Source organism: Microbulbifer sp. SE14, assembly GCF_059834885.1.
Genome location: NZ_JCBAJA010000045.1, coordinates 1 through 19,862 on the forward strand (window position 1 = coordinate 1; position 19,862 = coordinate 19,862).

The 19,862-nt window shown below is 62.8% G+C and carries 15 protein-coding genes; 6 read left to right on the plus strand and 9 right to left on the minus strand.

Annotated elements, in window-relative coordinates; genetic code table 11:
- Positions 1–144 precede the first annotated feature (144 nt).
- The 3 genes from AC6R19_RS21500 to AC6R19_RS21510 are packed head-to-tail and all read left to right on the plus strand — an operon-like array spanning position 145 to position 3,201.
- Positions 145–585, plus strand: a complete 441-nt coding sequence (locus tag AC6R19_RS21500) for a MarR family winged helix-turn-helix transcriptional regulator (RefSeq protein ID WP_500581936.1) — start codon at positions 145–147, stop codon at positions 583–585.
- 4 nt (positions 586–589) lie between these two features.
- Positions 590–1,687 (plus strand): HlyD family secretion protein, encoded by a 1,098-nt coding sequence (locus AC6R19_RS21505; RefSeq protein ID WP_500581937.1) that lies wholly within the window; start codon positions 590–592, stop codon positions 1,685–1,687.
- Positions 1,688–1,713: 26 nt separating this feature from the next.
- Entirely contained in the window at positions 1,714–3,201 is a 1,488-nt protein-coding gene (locus tag AC6R19_RS21510) for a DHA2 family efflux MFS transporter permease subunit (RefSeq protein ID WP_500581938.1), read from the plus strand.
- 144 nt (positions 3,202–3,345) lie between these two features.
- Here the strand turns inward: AC6R19_RS21510 and AC6R19_RS21515 are convergent, their stop codons facing one another.
- From AC6R19_RS21515 to AC6R19_RS21525, 3 genes are all read right to left on the minus strand, one after another.
- Positions 3,346–3,762, minus strand: a complete 417-nt coding sequence (locus AC6R19_RS21515) for a DUF2147 domain-containing protein (protein ID WP_500581939.1) — start codon at positions 3,760–3,762, stop codon at positions 3,346–3,348.
- Positions 3,763–3,926: 164 nt separating this feature from the next.
- A complete protein-coding gene (locus tag AC6R19_RS21520; protein WP_500581940.1) occupies positions 3,927–5,393 on the minus strand; it encodes a protein adenylyltransferase SelO in 1,467 nt (488 codons plus the stop codon).
- A 54-nt stretch (positions 5,394–5,447) separates the two neighbouring features.
- Positions 5,448–6,917 carry a Ppx/GppA phosphatase family protein gene (locus AC6R19_RS21525; protein ID WP_500581941.1) on the minus strand — a complete coding sequence of 490 codons (1,470 nt, stop codon included), beginning with the start codon at positions 6,915–6,917 and terminating at the stop codon, positions 5,448–5,450.
- 129 nt (positions 6,918–7,046) lie between these two features.
- Between AC6R19_RS21525 and ppk1 the strand changes: the two genes are divergently transcribed.
- Positions 7,047–9,110 (plus strand): polyphosphate kinase 1, encoded by a 2,064-nt coding sequence (ppk1, locus tag AC6R19_RS21530; protein WP_500581942.1) that lies wholly within the window; start codon positions 7,047–7,049, stop codon positions 9,108–9,110.
- 105 nt (positions 9,111–9,215) lie between these two features.
- On the opposite strand, the gene AC6R19_RS21535 is transcribed toward ppk1, so the two are convergent.
- The 3 genes from AC6R19_RS21535 to aceK all read right to left on the minus strand — a co-directional run bounded on the left by AC6R19_RS21535 (position 9,216) and on the right by aceK (position 12,176).
- A complete protein-coding gene (locus tag AC6R19_RS21535) occupies positions 9,216–9,794 on the minus strand; it encodes a hypothetical protein (RefSeq protein WP_500581943.1) in 579 nt (192 codons plus the stop codon).
- A gap of 96 nt (positions 9,795–9,890) precedes the next feature.
- Positions 9,891–10,412, minus strand: coding sequence for a hypothetical protein (locus AC6R19_RS21540; protein WP_500581944.1), 522 nt, complete (start codon positions 10,410–10,412; stop codon positions 9,891–9,893).
- A 12-nt stretch (positions 10,413–10,424) separates the two neighbouring features.
- A complete protein-coding gene (aceK, locus tag AC6R19_RS21545) occupies positions 10,425–12,176 on the minus strand; it encodes a bifunctional isocitrate dehydrogenase kinase/phosphatase (RefSeq protein ID WP_500581945.1) in 1,752 nt (583 codons plus the stop codon).
- Between the two features lie 117 nt (positions 12,177–12,293).
- Here aceK and AC6R19_RS21550 point away from each other — a divergent pair, with 117 nt between their 5' ends.
- Positions 12,294–12,902 carry a MarC family protein gene (locus tag AC6R19_RS21550; RefSeq protein ID WP_500581946.1) on the plus strand — a complete coding sequence of 203 codons (609 nt, stop codon included), beginning with the start codon at positions 12,294–12,296 and terminating at the stop codon, positions 12,900–12,902.
- 198 nt (positions 12,903–13,100) lie between these two features.
- Here AC6R19_RS21550 and AC6R19_RS21555 read toward each other — a convergent pair whose 3' ends face one another.
- Positions 13,101–14,366, minus strand: a complete 1,266-nt coding sequence (locus AC6R19_RS21555; protein ID WP_500581947.1) for a catalase family protein — start codon at positions 14,364–14,366, stop codon at positions 13,101–13,103.
- The gene (locus tag AC6R19_RS21560; RefSeq protein ID WP_500581948.1) at positions 14,363–16,489 is read right to left on the minus strand and encodes a di-heme-cytochrome C peroxidase; all 2,127 of its coding nucleotides are present in this window, start codon (positions 16,487–16,489) and stop codon (positions 14,363–14,365) included. The genes AC6R19_RS21555 and AC6R19_RS21560 overlap by 4 nt, the downstream gene beginning before the upstream one ends.
- A 303-nt stretch (positions 16,490–16,792) precedes the next feature.
- Between AC6R19_RS21560 and AC6R19_RS21565 the strand changes: the two genes are divergently transcribed.
- On the plus strand, positions 16,793–18,574 hold the full coding sequence (locus tag AC6R19_RS21565; protein ID WP_500581949.1) for a diguanylate cyclase: 1,782 nt from the start codon (positions 16,793–16,795) through the stop codon (positions 18,572–18,574).
- 10 nt (positions 18,575–18,584) lie between these two features.
- Here AC6R19_RS21565 and pstS read toward each other — a convergent pair whose 3' ends face one another.
- Entirely contained in the window at positions 18,585–19,667 is a 1,083-nt protein-coding gene (gene pstS, locus AC6R19_RS21570) for a phosphate ABC transporter substrate-binding protein PstS (protein WP_500581950.1), read from the minus strand.
- Positions 19,668–19,862: the final 195 nt, after the last annotated feature.

Below are 19,862 nucleotides of genomic sequence, written 5' to 3' on the forward strand. Positions count from 1 at the left end.
GTCTCCCAAGCGTAACTAAGTTATAAACTCGCTCGGGCGGTCGTTTATTGTACAGGTCCTGTACCCCTTCGCCCGCAACAAAAATCAGATCATAAGCATCCTTATAATACGCGCCCTCAATACGGGGGCCATTCCAGACAAATCATGTCCACGAAAGACAACGCCGCTCAGATGAGCTTCGAGCTGCACAGCGCCGCGCGCCTGTTGCGGCGCAACTTCGACCGCCGCGCCAAGGCCCACGGGCTCAGCCGTTCGCGCTGGCAGGTGCTGTGGCACCTGGCGCGGGAGCAGGGGCAGAAGCAGGCGGAGCTGGCGGAGCGTATGGACGTGGCCCCGATCAGCCTGGCGCGGCAGCTGGACAACCTGCAGCAGGAGGGACTGGTGGAGCGCCGCCCGGATCCGGGGGACCGGCGCTGTTTCCGCATCTATCTCACCGACGCTGCCGAACCGGCCCTGGAGGTACTGCGCGGCCTGGCGCAGCAGACCCGCAGCCAGGCGCTGGCCGGCTTTTCGATGGCGGAAGTGGGGCAACTGCAGGGGCTGTTGGAGCGGCTGCGGGAGAACCTGACACGTGAGGAGGCCTGAGGTAATGGGGGACGACGTGAAGGATCAATTGGGGAAAAAATTCAGAAAGCTGCCGGCGCGCCGCCTGGGCTTCGCTGCGGGCATTGTCGCCGCCCTGGCAGTGGCCGGCTGGTGCCTGTTCGGCGGCGGCAGCAGCGTGGAGACCGAAAACGCCTATATCAAGGCGGACAAGATCTCCCTGGCGCCTGAGGTCAGCGGCGTGGTGGCCCAGGTGATGGTCAGGGCCAACCAGCCGGTGGAACAGGGCCAACTGCTGGTGCAGCTGGACCCGACGCCCTTCGAGCTGGCGGTGGCCGAGGCGGAGGCGCACCTGGGGCAGGTCCGGAACGACCTGCTGGCGCGCCGCGCCGACTATGCGGAAGCCGAAGCCGCCGTGGAGCAGGCGCACAAGGATGCGGACTTCTACCGCCGCCAGCTGTCCCGCAACGAGAAACTGGGCAAGGTGGCCCTGTCGGAGGCGCAGCTGGACGAATCCCGCCAACTGCTGGAGCGGGCGCGGGCGCAGATAGCGATCAATATCGAGAAACTCTCCAGCCTGCGCGCGGAGCTGGGCGGCAACCCGGAGATTCCTCTGGAGGAACAGGCGGACCTGAAGGTGGCCCAGGCGCAGCTGGACAAGGCCCGCTACCAGCTGTCGCGCACCCGCATCGTCGCGCCGGTGGCCGGCGTCGTCGCCAATGCCGTACCGCAACCCGGCGAGATGGCCCCGGCCGGTATCAGCGTGATCAGCATGCTCGGCGCCGACGGCCTCTGGGTCGAGGCCAACCTGAAGGAGACGGAGCTGGCCAGGGTGCGCGCCGGCCAGCAGGCCGAGGTGACGCTGGACGCCTACCCGGATTTCACCTGGCAGGCGCAGGTGGACAGCCTCAGTCCCGCCAGCGGCAGTGAGTTCGCGCTGATACCGCCGCAGAATGCCAGCGGCAACTGGGTCAAGGTGGTGCAGCGGGTGCCGGTGCGCCTGCGCCTCTACCTGGCCAGGGAGGCGCCGGTGCTGCGCGCGGGTATGAGCGCGAAGGTGCGCATCGACACCAGCGAGGACGACAAGCTGGTGGCCGCGCGCGCGACCGGCGGCGACGGCGGCCGCGTAGTCCTGGCGCCGTGAGCGCCGGTGGCATGACGGCAGTCCCTATGACCGACGGGCGCCGGCAGATGATCACGGCCAGCATCATGCTGGCCACGATCATCCAGGTGCTGGACACCACCATCGCCAACGTGGCCCTGCCCCATATGCAGGGCAGCCTCGGCGCCGGCAGCGACCAGATCACCTGGGTACTGACCTCCTATATCGTCGCCGCGGCGATCATGACCCTGCCGGTGGGCTACCTGTCCCAGCGCTTCGGGCGCCGCAGGCTGTTCCTCTGGTCGGTGGCCGGCTTCACCATCACCTCGATGCTGTGCGGCCAGGCCGGCAGCCTGAACGAGATGATCTTCTGGCGCCTGATGCAGGGCGTCTTCGGCGCCGCCCTGGTGCCGTTGTCCCAGGCCACACTGCTGGATACCTACCCCCGCGAGAAGCACGCCTCGGCCATGGGCCTGTGGGGCGTGGGGGTGATGATCGGCCCCATCCTGGGGCCGACCCTGGGCGGCTGGCTGACCGAGTACTATTCCTGGCGCTGGGTCTTCTATATCAACCTGCCGTTCGGCATTTTGTCGCTGATCGGTATCTATCTCTATCTGCCCGAGGGCGAGACCAGAAAGCCGCGCTTCGACGCCCTGGGCTTCGGCCTGCTGGCGCTGGCAGTGGGCGCGCTGCAGATGCTGCTGGACCGCGGCGAGCAGGTGCACTGGTTCGAGTCCCTGGAAATCCAGCTGTATGCGATTGCCTCGGTGCTGGGGCTCTACCTGTTCGTGGTGCATTCGCTGACGACCAGGACCCCCTTCCTGTCCCCGGGGCTGTTCCGCGACCGCAACTATGTGTCGGGCCTGGTGTTCATCTTCGTGGTCGGCATTATCCTGCTGGCGACCATGGCGCTGCTGCCCTCCTACCTGCAGCAGTGGAAGGGCTACCCGGTGGTGACCACCGGCCTGGTGTTGATGCCCCGCGGCCTGGGGGTGATGCTGGCGATGCTCGTGGTCGGCCGGCTGCTGCGCTATTTCGACGGCCGCGCGCTGATCTTTGTCGGCATGCTGCTGGTCAGCCTGTCCCTGCACCTGATGGCCGGTTTCAACCTGCAGGTGAGCCGCAGCGCGCTGGTGTGGACCGGCATACTGCAGGGTGTGGGGCTGGGGCTGGTGTTCGTGCCGATTTCCACCCTGGCCTACGCGACACTGCCGGCAAATCTGCGCGGCGAGGCCACGGCGCTGTTCAGCCTGTCCCGCAACCTGGGCAGCAGTATCGGCGTATCCATCGTAATGGCGGTGCTGACGCGCAACCTGTGGATCAACCAGCAGCAGTTGGGGGAGCGACTGCAGTTGCCGTCGGCCCCGGTCGGCACCTTGCCGGGTACCGGAGAAATGGGGGCATTGCCGCTGAATATCGTCGAAGAGCTGTCGCGGCAGGCGGCGGAGATCGCCTATGTGAACGATTTCCAGCTGCTGATGTGGATCAACCTGGCGGCGGTGCCGCTGGTGTTCTTGCTGGCGAATCCGGGGCGGGAATCAGCGTCCGCGGCCTGATTGCGGCCGCGGTCGGGCGAGCACGAGGTTCGCCCCTACAAGCCAGCCTTCACGCACGAAACCCGATCCGTAGGGGCCGAAGGCGCCGCGAATACCTGGAGCGGCTGGAACGAACCTTGTGGTTGCCCGCTGGCGTACCGGGAATCACTGCACTCTCTGCCAGGTCTGGGTCCGGTAGAAGAACCCCAGGTAGCCCCGCACCTTCAGCTGATTCCCCTCGAGCCAGAACTTGCAGTCGTAGATCTTGCCCTTGGTGGGGTCCAGTATCTGGCCGCCCTCGTAGACATCGCCGCTCTTCACCATGCCGGTGATGATGTCCATGCCGACGATCCTCTGGCCCTTGCGCGCGCCGGGGCACTTGTCGCAGACAGTGTCGTCCGGCTTCATCAGCAGGTCCACCACGCGGCCGTAGTATTTGCCGTCCTTCTGGTAGATCTCGACGATGGACTTCGGCTGGCCGGTCTCGTCGTCAATGGTCTGCCACTTGCCCAGCACATCCTGGGCGCTGGCCTGCAGCGCGAACAGCAGGCAGCAGGCCGCCATCAGCAGGTTTCTCATCATCTCGTTTACCCCTTTTTGGAATGTGACCGGAATAATACACCAGGTCACCGGGAATGCAGGGAATCTTATTCCAGTGTAGCCCTGGGGAGTGGTCAGTGATCAGTGGTTGGTGTTGAGGAGCCCCGTGGCCTTACGACCACCGACCACTCACCACTCAACACTCCTCAGGAGGAGCAGCTGATCGGCATATGCTTGCCGGTTTCCGGTGGCGCCGCGGCCCAGGGTTCGTGGTCCGGGTGCTCGTCGAAGGGGCTCTGCAGCAGTTCCAGCATCGTCTGCAGCGGCCGGTAGTCGCCGCCCTCGGCGGCGTCTATCACCTTCTGCGCCAGGTAGTTGCGCAGCACGAACTTGGGGTTGGCGGCCAGCATGGCGCGGTTGCGGCGTCGGGAGTCGCTGTTTTCGTGCGCCAGGCGCTGGTCGTAGCGGTCCAGCCACTGCTCCAGGACCCCGTGCTGGGCGGCCGGCAGCAGTTCCTGCAGTGCGGCCGGCGGGCGCTCGCCGCGGTAGTGGGCCAGGGCGCGGAAGAAGAGGGTGTAGTCGGCGCGGGTCTCGTCGAGCAGCTTCAGCAGGTCCGCGCACAGCGTCTGGTCGCCGTCCTCCTCGGTTGTAAGTCCCAGCTTGCGGCGCATCAGCGCGGCGTATTCGTCGATCAGGCGCGGCTGGAAATCCTCCAGGCAGTCGCGCAGCGTCTCGGTACTGACAAAGGCGGAGAAGGCGTGGGCCAGGGCGTTCAGGTTCCACAGCACCACGCCGGGTTGCTGTTCGAAGGCGTAGCGGCCGGTGTGGTCCGAGTGGTTGCAGATAAAGGTGGGCTCGTAGTCGTCGAGGAAGCCGTAGGGGCCGTAGTCGAAGGTGTCGCCGATGATCGACATATTGTCGGTGTTCAATACGCCGTGGGCAAAGCCCACCGACTGCCAGCCGGCCACCAGTTCTGCGCTCTTGCGCGTCGTGAAACGCAGCAGCGCCTCCGCCTGCTCGCTGACGGACATCCCCTCGGTGCCGGGCACGAAGCGCCGGCAGATGGTGCCGATCAGTTTCTGCAGCGCCTCCAGCTGTTTGGTGTAGAAGAAGTACTCGAAGTGACCAAAGCGCACATGGCTCTCGGCCACGCGGATCAACATGGCGCCGCTCTCGATTTTCTCCCGCACCACCGGCTCATCACTGCCGACGATGCACAGGGCGCGGGTGCTGTTGATGCCCAGCCCGGTCAGCGCCTCGCCGGCCAGGTATTCGCGTATGGTCGAGCGCAGCACCGCGCGGCCGTCGCCGAAGCGGGAGTAGGGGGTCTTGCCGGCGCCCTTCAGGTGCAACTCCCAGCACCTGCCGCCGTTTTCGATCTCTCCCAGCAGCAGCGCGCGGCCGTCGCCCAGGTCCGGGTTGTAGACGCCGAACTGGTGGCCGGTGTACTTCATTGCGAAGGGTTTGCTGCCCTTGAACAGCTTCTTGCCGCAGCCGAATCGGGCCCAGTCCGGGTTGTTCGCCTCGCTCGCATCGATACCCAGCAGTTGCAATACCGCCGTGTTGACGTGAATCAGCTTGGGGTGCTCGAACGGCGACGGGGCTATCCGGGTGCCAAAGGCGTCGCCCAGGTCGGCGTAGTGGTGGGTGAGGGTGACTTCGCTGAGTTTCATAAATAATCATTGTAGGGTGGATGGGCGTGGTGCATCCACCGGCCGCAGGCCCGCTCAAATCGCATCGAGCTCCAGCTTGAGCAACTGTGACTGCCAGTGCTCCACCTCCTGGTAGAGGAGGTCCTCGATGGCGGGATTCCGGTCCAGCCACTCCTGGGGGATACGCAGCCGGTAACTGTCGTCGCGAGCTTTCAGTTTGAGTCCGTTGGAGGCACGGTCGGTGCGGTCGCGGTGCAGGATGCAGGCCAGACGCAGGCACAGCAGTGGGGCCGGGTTGGGGTGGAAGCCGTAGTGTTCCCGCGGTGGCCTGATGCGGCCGCGCTGGTTGCGCAGCAGGTGGGCCAGGTTTTCCTGTTCGTTTTTGGCGAAACCCGCCAGGTCCGCGTGCTCGATCATATAGGCGCCGAGCTTGCGGAAGTCGCTGTGGGAAAGAGCGAGGCCGATTTCGTGCAGCTGTGCGGCCCAGCGCAGCCGCTGCTGTTCCTCGATAGCGCTCTCTGGATGCAATTGATGCAGCAGGTCCAGCGCCGTGTCCCCGACACGTCGCGCCTGGGCCGCGTCCACCTGCCAGCGCTGCATCATCGCCGCCACCGTATCCGCGCGGCGATCGCCGCCGTGCAGCCGCCCGGCCAGGTCGTGCACTATGCCCTCGCGGATGGCGTAGGGGGAGACCTGCATGCTCTGGATATCCAGCTCGCAGAAAACCGCGTGCAGTATCGCCAGGCCGGCGGCGAATACCGGGCGCCGCTCCTCGTCCAGGTTGGGCAGGTCCAGGTCGGCGATATGTTTGGCGCCGGCCACCTGCTCCGCGAGCCTGTCTATATCCCCGCGCCTGATTTCCGACAGTTCACCGCCGTTCAGCACCCGCGCCACTGCCTTGACGGTGCCGGAGCAGCCGACGACTTCGGCGTTCTCCGCCAGGTGCTGCAGTTCCTGCAGCTCGGCGCGCGCGGCGCGGCGGGCGCGCTCAAAGTGGTTGACGGTGTTGGTGGAGAGGATGCCGTCGGCGAAGAAGCGTTTGCTGAAGGACACACAGCCCATGTACAGGCTCTGCAACTGGTGGGGCACCTCGCGCCCGCGCACCAGTTCGGTGGAGCCGCCGCCGATGTCGACCACACAGCGCAGCCGCGGCGGGCCGTCGGCGGCGGCCATGGCGCCGCTGTAGATCAGCCGCGCCTCCTCGATGCCGCTAATGATCTCGATGGGCGCGCCGAGAATGGATTCGGCGGACTCGAGGAAGCCGTCCGCATTGGCGGCGGCGCGCAGTGTGTTGGTGCCGACCACGCGGATATGGTCCCTGGGCAGGCCCATTAGCACCGGGCGGAAGCGCTGCAGGGAGGCCAGCGCGCGCTGGGCCACCGCCGGGTCCAGGTTGCGCGCCTCGTCCAGGCCCTCGGCCAGTCGCACCATGGACCTGTCCGTGTGCAGGCGCACCATGCGCTGGTCGCGGAATTCCGCCAGCAGCAGGTGGAAGCTGTTGGAGCCCAGGTCCAGGGCGGCGTAGCGTTCGGGCTGTTGCGGCAAAGGGGGCTCCATCCGTTTCCCTGTCAAAAAACTGTCATCTGAATGTAGCAAACTGCTCTACTATTTAATTCGATTAGTCCCTGTCGCCCCGCACGCTGGGGGATCTCACGGACGCACAAGCAGTCGGTCATGTCCAATAATACGCCCCTATACCCGAAAGAGCTAAGCTGGCTTTCCTTCAACGAGCGCGTCCTGCAGGAAGTGGAGGACGAGACGGTGCCCATTATCGAGCGGGTGCGCTTCCTGGGGATTTTCTCCAGCAACCTGGACGAGTTCTACCGCGTGCGCGTGGCGGACGTGCGCCGCCTGGCCACCTTTGCCAAGGGCGCGGAGCAGAAGGAGCAGTTCTCCGAACTGCTCGCCAGCATCAACGAGAAGGTGCTGCGGCTGCAGCGCCGCTCCCACGCCGCCTATACCAAGGTGCTGTCGGACCTGGACAAGCACCATATCCACCTGGTCAACGAGACCCAGCTGTGCGAAAAGCAGCGTGCCTTTGTCGAGGACTATTTCCACCGCGAGGTGCTGCCGGAACTGGAGCCTTTCTTTATCGATGACCGGGATACGATGCCGCTGCTGAACGAAGCGAGCATTTACTTCGCGATCTACCTGGGGCTTGCGGACGGCTCCGAGCGCTTCGCGGCCATGGAAATTCCCACCGATACCCTGCCGCGCTTCGTGGTGATACCGCCGCGCCAGGACAGGCATGAGAAGGTCTATATCGTCCTCGACAATATCATCCGCGCCTGCCTGGCGGAGGTGTTCCGCTATGTGCTGCCGATCGCCCGGGCCGAGGCCTTCATGTTCAAGATCAGCCGCGACGCCGAACTGGAGCTGGGGGAGCACGTCACCCAGAATATCGTCGACCGAGTGGCCAAGTCCCTGAAGAAACGCAAGCAGGCGGAGCCGGTGCGGCTGGCCTACGACGCGCAGATGCCGGAAGTACTGCTGAAACTGGTGAAGAAAAAGCTGAAAATGGGGCGCTACGACAGTTTCACCCCGGGCGGCCGATACCACAACTCCAAGGACTTTATGGGTTTCCCCGCCGATTCGGCGCGCCACCGCTACAAGCCCCTGAGCCCGCTGCAGACGCTGCCGGAAAACGAGAGCGTCTTCAACCTGCTGTGCAGGCGCGACCAGCTCTACTACTACCCCTACCACGACTTCCGCGCGATCACGAACCTGTTGATTTCCGCGGCCATAGACCCCCAGGTGTCGGAGATCCGCATCAACCTCTACCGGGTGGCGAAGAATTCCCGCGTGGTGGCGGCGCTGGTCAACGCGGTGCGCAACAACAAGAAGGTGATCGCGGTGGTGGAGCTGCAGGCGCGCTTCGACGAGCTGGCGAATATTCACTGGTCCAACGAGCTGCGCGACGCCGGTGTGCAGGTCATCTACGGCGTGCCCGGCCTGAAGGTGCACTGCAAATTGATTTCCATCCTGCGCAAGGAAGATGACGGGGACAAATTCTACAGCCACCTGGGCACTGGCAACTTCAACGAGAGTACCGCCCGCGTCTACTGCGATTTCAGCCTGCTCACCAGCGACCAGGTGTTGGGGCGGGATGTCTACAACGTGTTTGAGTTTATCCAGTTCACGCACCAGCGCCCGGTGTATGAACGCATTGCGGTGTCCCCCTATTCCAACCGCCCGGCGCTGTTGCGCGCCATAGACCGCGAGATCAATGCGGCCAAGGTCGGCGAAAATGCGGAACTGTTTTTCAAGTGCAACAACCTGGTGGACAGCGAGGTGATAGAGCGCCTGTACCGGGCGGGGGCTGCCGGGGTGAAGGTGCGCATCATAGTGCGCAGCATGTGTGCGCTGGTGTGTGAAACGCCGGGGCTGTCGGACAATATCAAGGTGATCAGCCTGGTGGACAAGTACCTGGAGCACGCGCGGGTCTACATGTTCCACAACGGCGGCGACGAGCAGGTGTGGATGTCCTCGGCGGACCTGATGACCCGCAACCTGGACCACCGCGTGGAAGTAACCTTCCCGATCCTCGACGAGGAACACAAGAAGACGGTGAGAAAGATCATGGAGCTGCAGTGGAGCGACAACCAGAAGGCGCGGGTACTGGACGGGGCGCAGAGCAACATGCGTATCGCCAGCAATACCGACAAGGGCTGCCGTGCGCAGGATGCGATCTACCGGTATTTGGTAAAGCGGCCCGCAGGGGGCGGGTCAGCACCCTGACTTCAGTAGCTCGAACCGAATCCTGGGTGCTCGTGGACGCTTCGGTAACGAGTGTCGGGGTTTCTGAGCCCAGGCTTTCCCGGTAGCTCCCGGGGCAAGGAGTCGTCATTCATTCGGGGCGGGAATCCTGCACACCGTCGGGGCAAGGGTGGTTTCTGGATCGGTGCGGATAAAGTCTCTGACGCACAGTTGCCCTTCTGGGCATCGTTCACCCGGGAGGTCGGACCCCGACACACAGCTCTGAGGTGTCACTATGGAGAAGGACCCTACTTCGCTCTCAATGGTTGCCACATCGTCTCCCTCGGGAAGCCTGTAATCAATAAACCATTGGTAAAATATCGTGGTTCCGACGGGAAATATGATCTTTTTTTCAGTCCATGCGTTGGGGAATACGGCCTCGCAGTCGCGAACAGATCCGGCCCCCGGACATAAGTCTTTCAATTCGACTGCATTTACGCTTTTAATCGCGGCTTCCGACGTGGCATAGCGAAAGTAAACCTCAGTATTTGCCCAGCCTTTCAGGTCGACTTCTGCAGTTGATTTTGCGAAATCAAGATAACCACGATTACCAGAAGGCCCGTCGACCTCCTTGAACTCCGGGAGTATGTTTCGAAGCTCGCCGTTTTCACAGCTTGCGATTGATGCAAGTGAAATCGCTATCAAAAATACTTTAGCGTCTCGCATAATTTCCTCCATCATGACTGACTGGGTGCACTATGCCCGATCTGTCCCGTGCTTGGGGATCAGGCAGTGTGCTGGTATTTGGATTGAGCTTCTGTTTCAAGGGCTGAAACCGACCAGCTTGCCGCGGCTGAAGGAAAAGCGGTAGCGCTCCCCGACCCTGAGCCGCTCGCGGCAGGTAGACTGGATGGTGATGCGCGGGAACTGGGGTGTGACCACCCAGGTGGTGAAATCGTTGCCGGGACCGCGGCCTATCAGCCAGTAGTGGTCGCCGCCCTCGCAGCTGCCGGCCTGCATGCAGTTGTCGAAGCCCCACACGTAGGCGCTGACGTCGTACTGTGCCGGTGTATTTTCCGCCTCGCGAAACGGCTCTTTGGCGTCGTCGGTGAAGGTGTAGAGATCGTCGAACTTTACCCGGCGGAAGCCCCGCGCAGGCGTCTTGCAGCTGACGGTGTGCTGTTTGGCGACAACGCGGGCGTGGGGGCGGGTTTTGTCCTCCCCGGGCTTCTTCAACTCGCTGGGGAGGTAGCCGCAAGACGCCAGCGCAAGCGCGCCGACAGCTGCCACCAAGCCAATAAAACGCACTATCCACACCTCGCGCCGATGGACCTCTTCTTCCACTATAGCTGCTAATCAGTGCTTTGCCGCGCCAGAGGAACGCCGCTTGAAGCGCCACTTGCGACGGTAGGGGAAGGCGCTCTCGATATGCCCGGCGCGGATGCGCTCCTGCAGTCGCTGCCAGTAGCGGTAGTCGTAGAGGTCGCTGTGCTGGTCCTCGAAGGCCTTGCGTGCTGTGGGGTTGCCGGAGAAGAAGAGGCGGAATTCCTCGGGAAACACGTCCATCTCGTCCACCGTGTACCAGGGCCTGTCCGACAGCTCCTGCTCTGCGGTCTGCGGCTCGGGGATCTTGCGGAAGTTGCAGTCGGTCAGCGGGCAGAGTTCGTCGTAGTCGTAGAAGACCACGCGGCCGTGGCGGGTGACACCGAAATTCTTCAGCAGCATATCGCCGGGGAAGATGTTCGCCGCCGCCAGCTGCTTGATGGCGTTGCCGTACTCCTCCATCGCCTCGCGGGTCTCTTCCTCGCTGGCGTTCTGCAGGTAGAGGTTCAACGGCTCCATGCGACGCTCTACATACAAGTGCTTGATGATCACCCACTTGTCGTCCATCTGCAGTTTGGACGGCGCCAGCTCCTGCAGTTCCTGCAGCAACTCGTCGCTGAAGCGGTTGCGGTAGAAAATAAAATTAGTGTATTCCTGGGTGTCCGCCATACGCCCGACCCGGTCGGAGCGGGACACGAACTTGTATTTCTCCCTGACGATTTCCTCAGTGACAGTCTTCGGGCGGTCGAACCTGTCCTTGATCACCTTGAACACCACCGGATAGGAGGGCAGGGTGAAGACGCTCATCACCATGCCCTTGATCCCCGGCGCTATAATGAACTTGTCGTTGCTCACCTTCATATGCGCGAGGACATGGCGGTAGAACTCCGTCTTGCCGTGCTTGTGGAAGCCGATGGAGTTGTACAGTTCGGAGCGCTCTTTCAGCGGCATGATGGTGGAGAGGAAGCGCACGAAGCGCGACGGAATCGGCGCGTCCACCATGAAATAGGAGCGGGTGAAACTGAAAATGATACTGGCCGAGTCGTTGCTGTAGAGCACCGTGTCCACGAAGATGCCACCGCGGCCGTTGTTCAGGCAGGGCAGCAACAGAGGGATCACCTCGCCGCCGAACATCATGCGCCCGACCAGGTAGGCGGCCTTGTTGCGGTAGAAGACTGACTCCAGCATGTCCACCCGCAACTGTTTTTCATTTTCCAGCCCGGCCAGGGGTTCGGCGCGCAGGGCGCGGCAGATATTCTCGATATCCCGCTGCTGGTTTTCCCAGGGCACGGAAAAGCCGTAGTCGTTCAGTATGTCCTCGATCATATATTCGAGGCCGTCGCGGCCGCTGTAGCTGATATAGATGCTGTAATCCCTGAGCGGCTTGTCGTCCGGGGTACGCGAGGGTTTGACGAAGAGGTTGCTGTCGTGGATATGGGCGTGCTGGAACTGGCTGCAGAAGACCGAATTGAAGAAGGTCTCGGCGATTTCATAGTTGCTGTGGTTGGCGATCAGTTGTGCGTAGGTGGCGCGGGCCTCGCGCCATAGCTCCAGCATGGTGGTGTCCTTGCTGGTGACCGAGTGTACCAACTTGAGCACCTGGTTGACCTTGGTCTTGTAGAGGTCGATGCGCTCCTTGTTGGCCTGGTGCACCTCGTGCCAGGCGGCCCGCTCGAAGCGTGCCTTGGCACCGAGGGTGATGTTCTGGTAGTCGGCGAAGTAGGCGTCGAAGCCGTTGAGGATGGTCTTGGCGATGCGGCGCGCTGTCGGTGAGTGGTTTGTCATACTAAACTTTAATATCGGATGCCGAATTCAACTGCCTTGTAGGAGCGGCGGAAGGCCGCCCCGCCGCTCCTACACAGGGGACTTAGCCGATAGTAGCACGCCACGGGGACGCGTCCTTTGAGCGATTGGATCAGCAGCTTTGTCTTTTTCTTCGCGGTGATTGACCCGGTGGGCACGCTGCCGGTGTTTATCGCCGTGACCAGCCGGCACAGCGAGTGGCAGAAGCGCAAAATAGCGATTCTGGCAGTGGCGGTAGCCACCGGCATACTGCTGTTTTTCCTGATCGCGGGCCAGTACCTGCTGGAGGCCATAGGTGTGCCCCTGTCCGCCTTCCAGGTGGCCGGAGGTGTGGTGCTCTTCCTGTTCGCGCTGACGATGATCTTCGGCGAGGGCAAGCCGGAGGAGGAGATGGAGATAGTGCAGGAGGGGCACGAGACGGCCATATTCCCCCTGGCGGTGCCCTCCATAGCGTCCCCCGGCGCCATGCTGGCGGCAGTGGTGCTGACAGACAACCATCGCTTCGACCCGGTTCACCAGGTGCGCACTGCGACTGCCATGCTGGCGGTCCTGGGGATAGTGCTGTTGATACTTCTTACAGCCAACTGGATCTACCGCTGGATCGGCAACGCCGGCGCTAGCATCGTCAGCCGGGTGATGGGGTTGATCCTGGCCTCGGTGGCGACTACCAATGTGCTGCTGGGGGTCCAGCAGTTCTTTTCCGTCTAGACGGAAAAAATAATTGTGAGAGAGTAACTACTCGCCCTCCGAGCCCGGGAAAGAACGCCAGCGCCAGATGCGAAGGCCCCGCTGCCGGGGGCCGTTTGTGAAACGTTTCCGATGAGGTTGTTGAGCAGACGGCCACCGGCAGCGGGGCCGCCCTGGCCTCTCCTACAAGGGGCGAGTAGTTAGGTGAGAGATACCATATCAGTCCCAACACGCCGGCGGCGGCTCTGAGCCGTCTACAGGTAGATACAGCGCATCGAAGCAGCGCGGCAGCGGCCAGGTCGGCTTTTTCCTGTGGAAATCCTGTGACAGGTCGCAGCTGTGGCCGCCGTCCAGGCACCAGCTGTCCGGCTCGAATTCCCCGGCATCGTTTTCGCTGTGCCGGAAGCGGGACACCGCATGGTACACCAGGCGGCGGGCGCGGTTCAGGCTGCCCAGGGGCTGCCATTCGCCCACGCCGTGCCAGGGGTTCATGGACAGGTTCTCGCAGAAGGCCTGCTGGGCCTCGCCGGTGAAGGTCTGCGGCGGGATATTGATCCTGGCGACGGGGACAAAAGGGGATTTCTCCTCGGACCAGATGACCGAGGCGTCGTCCAGGGGCATATCGGCGCCGGCCACCTTGTCCTGCACCATGAAGTCGAAACAGGCCCCGCCCTTGTCGAGCTGGTCTGCCATGGCCGCGGTGAGGTAGTCGGGATTGCTCTTGTCCACATTTTCCTCGAAGCGCATGCCGGGACAGGGACGGGCGGAGAACTTGAGCCGGATACTGCCGAGCTGGTAGGGCAGCATCGAGTAGTACTGGGGCTGCAGCGGCGTGTCTATCTCAGAGGACACTGTCTGTGCGGCGCGGTAGAACATCCTGGGGTGAAAGCGCGGCGGCCGGATGCCGGCGAACCAGCCGGTGCGGTCCAACTCCACCAGGTAGCGCATGTTTTCCGCGAAATCGAAGATGTTGCGGTTAAAGAACGCGGGGGCATTGGTCATGATGAAGTCCTGCGTCTTTGGCCCCGCCAGTTCCGGGGCTATCTTGTGGCCGTCCACGTTCATCAGTTTGATCGCCATGCCGCGAGCGTCGGGCTCGATATCCGCGCGCAGGATCATGTCGCCGTTGGAGAAGCGGATCCAGGCCCGGTACTCGCGCCCCGGCTCGGAAAACACGCTGTGGCGATAGCGCGAGTCTATGTCGCCGTTGACGGAGAAGGTGGCGCGCAGGCAGCCGGTGGCTTTGGCGTGGGCGTCGCGGCGGAAGGGGCGGCCGTTGATCTTTTCCGCCTTGCGGGAGATTTCGCGGCCGTACTCCATGGCCCTGATGATTGCGGCTTTCTCCTCCGCGGAGATCTGCATGCCCAGCGTGTCCAAGTCGGGCTCCGCCGGCTCCGGTGCCGTCTCCGCCAGGGCACAGGTGGTGCAAAAGGAGAGGACTGCGGAAAAAAGGCCCGCGGGAACAAGTCGCTTGTTTGCGTTCACGGCGCGGCCTCCGCGGTTATAGGGTTGTCGGCGAGTGGGCCGCGATGCCGGTGGGAAAGCTCGCAGGCCAGTTCCGTCGAATCGCTGTCGGGCGCCCGGCTGTAGTTGTCCCAGTTCAGCGGATCGCCGCCGAGAGCCCGATCGAAATCCGGATTGCCCATGACCTTCAGGTATTCGATGATCGCGTAGCGCTGCCGCTCGCTGAGCAGGTCGCCGATGCGGCCCGGCATATCCACGTCGGTGAACAAGTGTCCGGTGTTGTGGTTGCCGGCGATTCCAGTGTCCATCAGGAAGCTGCCCGGTGACCGGTGGGTGACATAACCCAGCTTCTGCGGGTCGTATTCGCGGTTGCCGACGTGGAAGGTCGCGGGCCTGGCGCGCAGCGGCGACAGCAGATCGTAAATTGTCGGAACCGAGCCGTTGTGCAGGAAGGGCGGCGTGGCCCAGACGCCGTGCAGGGGCCTGGCCTTGTAGGCGCGCCGGCTTTCGATGCGGAAGGGTACGTTCAGGCCGTCGAAGTCCGCCACCTTTTCCGCACCGGTGATATCCCACTGCCGGTAGAGTTTGGGCACCAGTTGGTTCAGCAGCAGCTGCAGGCCCTGGCCGGTGCTGACCGGCCCGGTTCCCGGGAACAGCTTGCTCAGGTCGTAGCGGTTGTCGACGAAGTTGTCCGCGAGTTTCGGGTCCGTGCCGATCATGTCCGTGTCTATCCCGGGCAGGGCCCAGACGGTTTCGCGCCAGTCGGCGCGGTAGGGCAGGCCGTCCTCGCGGGTGATTTCGCCGGCCATGTCCCACGCCCAGTTCACCGCAATCTGGCCCGGCAGTTTTGTGTCGGGGCCGTCGGCGACCGGCCATTGGTAGGGCCTGGAGATATGCGGACCGTGGCAGAAGGCGCACTGGTCGGCAAACAGTTTCTTGCCGGCCCTGGCCTTTTCGGTATCGATGTTTCCGAGGATCTCCTCGGGCCACTTGGGCGGCTTCAAACTCCGGAGCAGGCCCTCCACACAGTGCATACCCTCCACATCCACCGCGGTCTCGCCGAAGTCGCCGCCGCTGATCACCTCGCCCCGTTCGTCCACCAGTGCGATCGGCGCCAGTACTCCCAGGCTCTCGCCGACATTGCGGGTCATGGCCTGGTTGGTGAAGCCGGTGTACTGCACCCAGTCGAAGCGCCACATGTCCCACAGGAAGGGATAGCTGGCGGGGGCGTCCGCCACCCGGTAGTTGGCGGGCTCCTTCAGGTCGTAGCCGAATACCACATTGCCGATGCGCCCGATCGCATCGGTGCGGCCGCGACCCTCCTCCACCGGGTAGTATTTCTTCGCGCCGGCGGTATCGGAGAAATGCTTGAGACTGTGGAAAAAGGCCCACAGTTGCTCCCGCAGTTCCCCGCGCTTTGCTGCGTTTTCCCCCGCGAGGCGGGCGGCGAACCTGTCCCACTTGGCCGGGTTGATCAGCGTCTCGAAGACCGAGGCGCCCAGGGTGGTAATGAATTCGCCGCGCCTGGCATCGGCAATACTCTGCATCGCCTGGCCGCCGTCCACCCGCAGTGCGGTGCCTTTATAGTGCAGCTCGCCGGTGTGGCAGGCGGCGCAGCCGATGTCCAGCTTTGCCCTTCCTGTGGCCGGATCGAAGTGGCGGGTCAGGCCTACGGGCAGGTTGCCCGGGTTTTTGCCGTCGGGCTTCTGTCCCGGATCCACAACAAAACCCCAGCCGCGCATATTGCCCTCGCTGGCCAGCATTTCGTGGGACAGGGGCAGCTCCAGGTTTACGAACCAGGCGTAGTCCAGCCCCAGCAGTTCAGTGCCCTGGGGCGTGTAGTAATAGTTCCGGCGCTGCTCATCGGTCCAGCCTTCGTTCAGGTAGTGCAGGCGGTAGATGTTTTCCTTGGTCAGGTTGGGCTCGAGATACTGATCCAGCTTGGCGAAGCCGAGAATGGAAACGCCTGCCAGCGCCAGGGAGATTCTCAGCCAACGAGGCCCGATTGCCCGCCACAGATTGAGCAGCGCGCGGGTAAGGCCGGTAAGCCACCGATAGATAGTCAGGATAATTCGTTTTGCTGGCCGAAATATTTTTATAATTGTGGCCTCGAGCAGACTCGCTATGCTGCCTGCAATACGCATGGTTGCGTTCCCCTCTCCCTGATCCCGCCAGTGTGCGCTAAACAAGCCATCAAAGTACCGGCCGTGTAGCAGCTCGCGCTCCCGTCCACTGGCTATTTATAGTAACCTTGGCCCCTGAATCACTCGATCAATATCGTCCTCAGGCGCTCCTGAAGTTGCCTTTATAAAAACAACGATATCCAGGCCCATTCAATGAATAGCTACCGGTTCAGCAGGCGCAAATGCGTTGGAAGCTGCGGCATTTTTCCGCCGGCGCTTCAGTGCCTGATATTTATCCGGCGCATAATAACAATAATTTTACTATTGCCACTGGTCTGCCTGGCGGAGACTTCCATCGAAGTCGGGGCCGGTGAGTCCGGCCGCAGGCTGACCGGCCTGGCGGAGATATGGCACGACCCCGAGGGCCGCAGCGACATCGAAGAGGCCCGGCGGGCCTATTTGCAAGGAGATTTCGGGCCCCTGCACAGCGCGGGTTCCACCGGCCTGCAGCCGGGGGCCTTCTGGTCCCGTTTTGTGCTGGAAAATATTACCGATGCACCCCTGACCCTGCATATTGAATATGTGGATCACCAGCTGATCGGCCTGCAGGCCTTCGGCAGGAACGCCGGCAGCGGGGATTTTCGCCCGCTCGCCGACTTGTTCCTGGCCGATCCTTTTTCTTACCGGGATATTCCCCACAACCGCTTCGTGTTTGCGGTAACAATTCCCGCCGGGCAGACCACCGAGATGATGGTCAGGTTCAGCTCGGATCAAAAGGGGTTTGTCTTCCCGGGCATGCGCATCTGGGACCCCCAGGCCCTGCGGGAAAACCATACCCTTGAAACCGGTGCCATGGCCTTCCTGTTTGGCGGCTGTTTCCTGATGGCGGTTTTTGCCCTGGTGGGGGGAATCATCACCAGGGAAAAAATCTATTTCACTTATTCCGCCTACTCGCTGTCGAAGATCGTCAGCTGGGGCACGATACTGGGCTTCACCCACCAGTACCTGATCACCGAGCGCTTCCACTGGAGCTATATGTCGATCAGCGGCGCCATTGCCATACTGTGCGGACTGGTCTTTTCGCGCATGTTCCTGCGCACGAGGGAGTGTGTTCCCAGGCTGGATTACCTGCTGCGCTTCATGATGGCCAATGCGGCCTTCCTGCTGGTCTGCGCGCTGTTCAAGCTCACCGCCCTGGCGGTTCTCTCGATCACCATCGCCCTGCTGCTCTATCCGGTGACGGCCCTGGTCGCCTTTGTTCGCTGGCGTCAGGGCTCAAGAGAGGCAGCGGTGTTCGGCTGCGCCTGGAGCGTACTGGTGGTCGCCCTGGTGATGCAGGCGCTGCGGGACCTGGGGTACGTCGAGCACAATCTCGTCAACTACTACTGGCCGCCGGTGGCTTCATTCATTGAGATGCTGGCCATCATGGCCGCCATGGGGGTAAAGGTGCAGCGGCTGCGCCTGCAGAAGGAGCAGGCCGAGCACAAGTATACCCAGCAGCTGGAGCGCTCCAAGTCGGAACTGGAGCAGCTGGTGCGGGAGCGCACCCGGGAGCTGGAAATGGCGAAGGCGCTGGCCGAGCAGGAGGCCAGGACCGATTCCCTCACCGGTATCCACAACCGTCGCAGTTTCTTCGCCGAAGCGGAGGACAGGCTCAAGCTGGCGAAGCGCAAGCGTTTTCCCCTGAGCCTGTTGATGTTCGACATCGACCACTTCAAATCCATCAACGACAACTACGGCCACGCGGTCGGCGACGATGCCCTGCGTGCCTTCAGCGATACGATCGTCGAATACACCCGCGACAGCGATGTGTTCGGCCGCATCGGCGGCGAGGAGTTTGCGCTCCTGCTGCTGGAGAAGCCGGAGGACACATTGGAGACGGCGCAGCGATTGCGGGCCGATATCGCCGGGATAAAGATAGAAACCGCGGATGGCCCGCTGCAATTCACCGCCAGTATCGGCATAGCGCACTGGGGCGGGGAATCCTATATCGAGGAGCTGCTGCACAAGGCCGATCGGGCCCTCTACCTGGCAAAGAAGCGGGGGCGCAACCAGATAGTAGAGTTCGGCCGTGCGGAGACCGAGCTGACGCCGGAAACCGCCTGACTCGTTGAACTCAGCGGATAAACCTGACTGCCTCCCGGACTTTCTCCCTGGCTTCGTCCGGCAGCGGTATATAGCCGAGGCCCTCGGCCTGGTTTTGCGCCTCGTCGCTCAGCATATAGGCCACCAGCTTGCGCAGCGCAGCCGCCTTCCTGTCGTCCTGGTTGGCGTAGAGCAACAGCCAGGTAAAGCCGGCGATGGGGTAGGCCTTTTCGGTGCCCGGATCCAGAATGCGCACCATCAGGTTCGGTGCGCCGCTGACGGGCAGTCTGTCCTGCGGGAATTCGGCTCCCACCAGTGCGGCCGCGCCGGATTGCGGGCTGGGGGCGATGAAGTTGCCGGCCCTGTTCTGCAACTGCGCCACCGGCAGCTCCACCAGCCTGGCAAAACCGTATTCCACATAGCCGATGGCGCCCGGTGTCTGCTTGACCCGGGCGGCGACGCCCTGGTTGCCGGGTGCCTTGATAAAGGCCGGCGAGTCGGGCCAGTCCGGCTTGCGGGTGTGGCCTATGCGTTGTTCGAAGTCCGGGCTGATTGTGCTCAGGTGGCAGGTCAGGATGAAACTGGTGCCGGAAGAGTCGGAGCGGGTGACGACGGTGATCGGCGTGTCCGGCAACTCTATGCCCGGGTTGGCGGCGACGATTTTCGGGTGGCTCCAGCTGGTAATTTTCCCCAGGAATATATCCGGGTAGACATCCCGCGGCAGCCGCAGGCTGTCCACGCCCTTCAGGTTGTAGGCCAGCACCACTTCGCCGGCGGTCATCGGCAGCAACACCACCCCCTGCTTGATTTTGTCAATCTCCTCCTTCGTCATGGGCGCGTCCGACGCGGCGAAATCCACCTGGCCGTAAACAAAATCATGAATGCCGGCGCCGCTGCCCTTGTCCCGGTACTTTATGCGGATATGCGGATGCTTTTCCGAAAAGCTCCTGAACCAGTGGGCGTAGATGGGATAGGGGAAGGTGGCGCCGGAGCCTTTTAGTTCCAGTACCTCGGTTTCGACATCGGCGTCGACCTGCGGCTGCGGGCCGCAGGCGGCCAGGATTGCGGCCAGCAGCAGTGCCGGGAGCCGGAGGAATGCGCGCCTGAATGCCATGGAAATGTCTCGGTACTTGCGTAGATCGGGAGCTGGAGGGCGGCGGCCGGGACCGTTCAATCGAGCCTTCCATAGTGAGAAATTCTAGCAGTCGGCGTGGGGAAGGGTTCGGGGGCTAGGGATTACATTTTGTGGTGGAAAACATTTTCGTCGTTCGTTTCTGTAGGAGAGGCGGGGCGGCCATCCTCCGGTGGC

What these genes read in the sequence shown, in the direction of transcription:
- AC6R19_RS21500 (WP_500581936.1), top strand. Translation starts at nt 145, where the DNA reads ATGTCCACGAAAGACAACGCCGCTCAGATGAGCTTCGAGCTGCACAGC.
- AC6R19_RS21505 (WP_500581937.1), top strand. Translation starts at nt 590, where the DNA reads ATGGGGGACGACGTGAAGGATCAATTGGGGAAAAAATTCAGAAAGCTG.
- AC6R19_RS21510 (WP_500581938.1), top strand. Translation starts at nt 1,714, where the DNA reads ATGACCGACGGGCGCCGGCAGATGATCACGGCCAGCATCATGCTGGCC.
- AC6R19_RS21515 (WP_500581939.1), bottom strand. Translation starts at nt 3,762, where the DNA reads ATGATGAGAAACCTGCTGATGGCGGCCTGCTGCCTGCTGTTCGCGCTG.
- AC6R19_RS21520 (WP_500581940.1), bottom strand. Translation starts at nt 5,393, where the DNA reads ATGAAACTCAGCGAAGTCACCCTCACCCACCACTACGCCGACCTGGGC.
- ppk1 (WP_500581942.1), top strand. Translation starts at nt 7,047, where the DNA reads ATGTCCAATAATACGCCCCTATACCCGAAAGAGCTAAGCTGGCTTTCC.
- AC6R19_RS21535 (WP_500581943.1), bottom strand. Translation starts at nt 9,794, where the DNA reads ATGCGAGACGCTAAAGTATTTTTGATAGCGATTTCACTTGCATCAATC.
- aceK (WP_500581945.1), bottom strand. Translation starts at nt 12,176, where the DNA reads ATGACAAACCACTCACCGACAGCGCGCCGCATCGCCAAGACCATCCTC.
- AC6R19_RS21560 (WP_500581948.1), bottom strand. Translation starts at nt 16,489, where the DNA reads ATGCGTATTGCAGGCAGCATAGCGAGTCTGCTCGAGGCCACAATTATA.
- pstS (WP_500581950.1), bottom strand. Translation starts at nt 19,667, where the DNA reads ATGGCATTCAGGCGCGCATTCCTCCGGCTCCCGGCACTGCTGCTGGCC.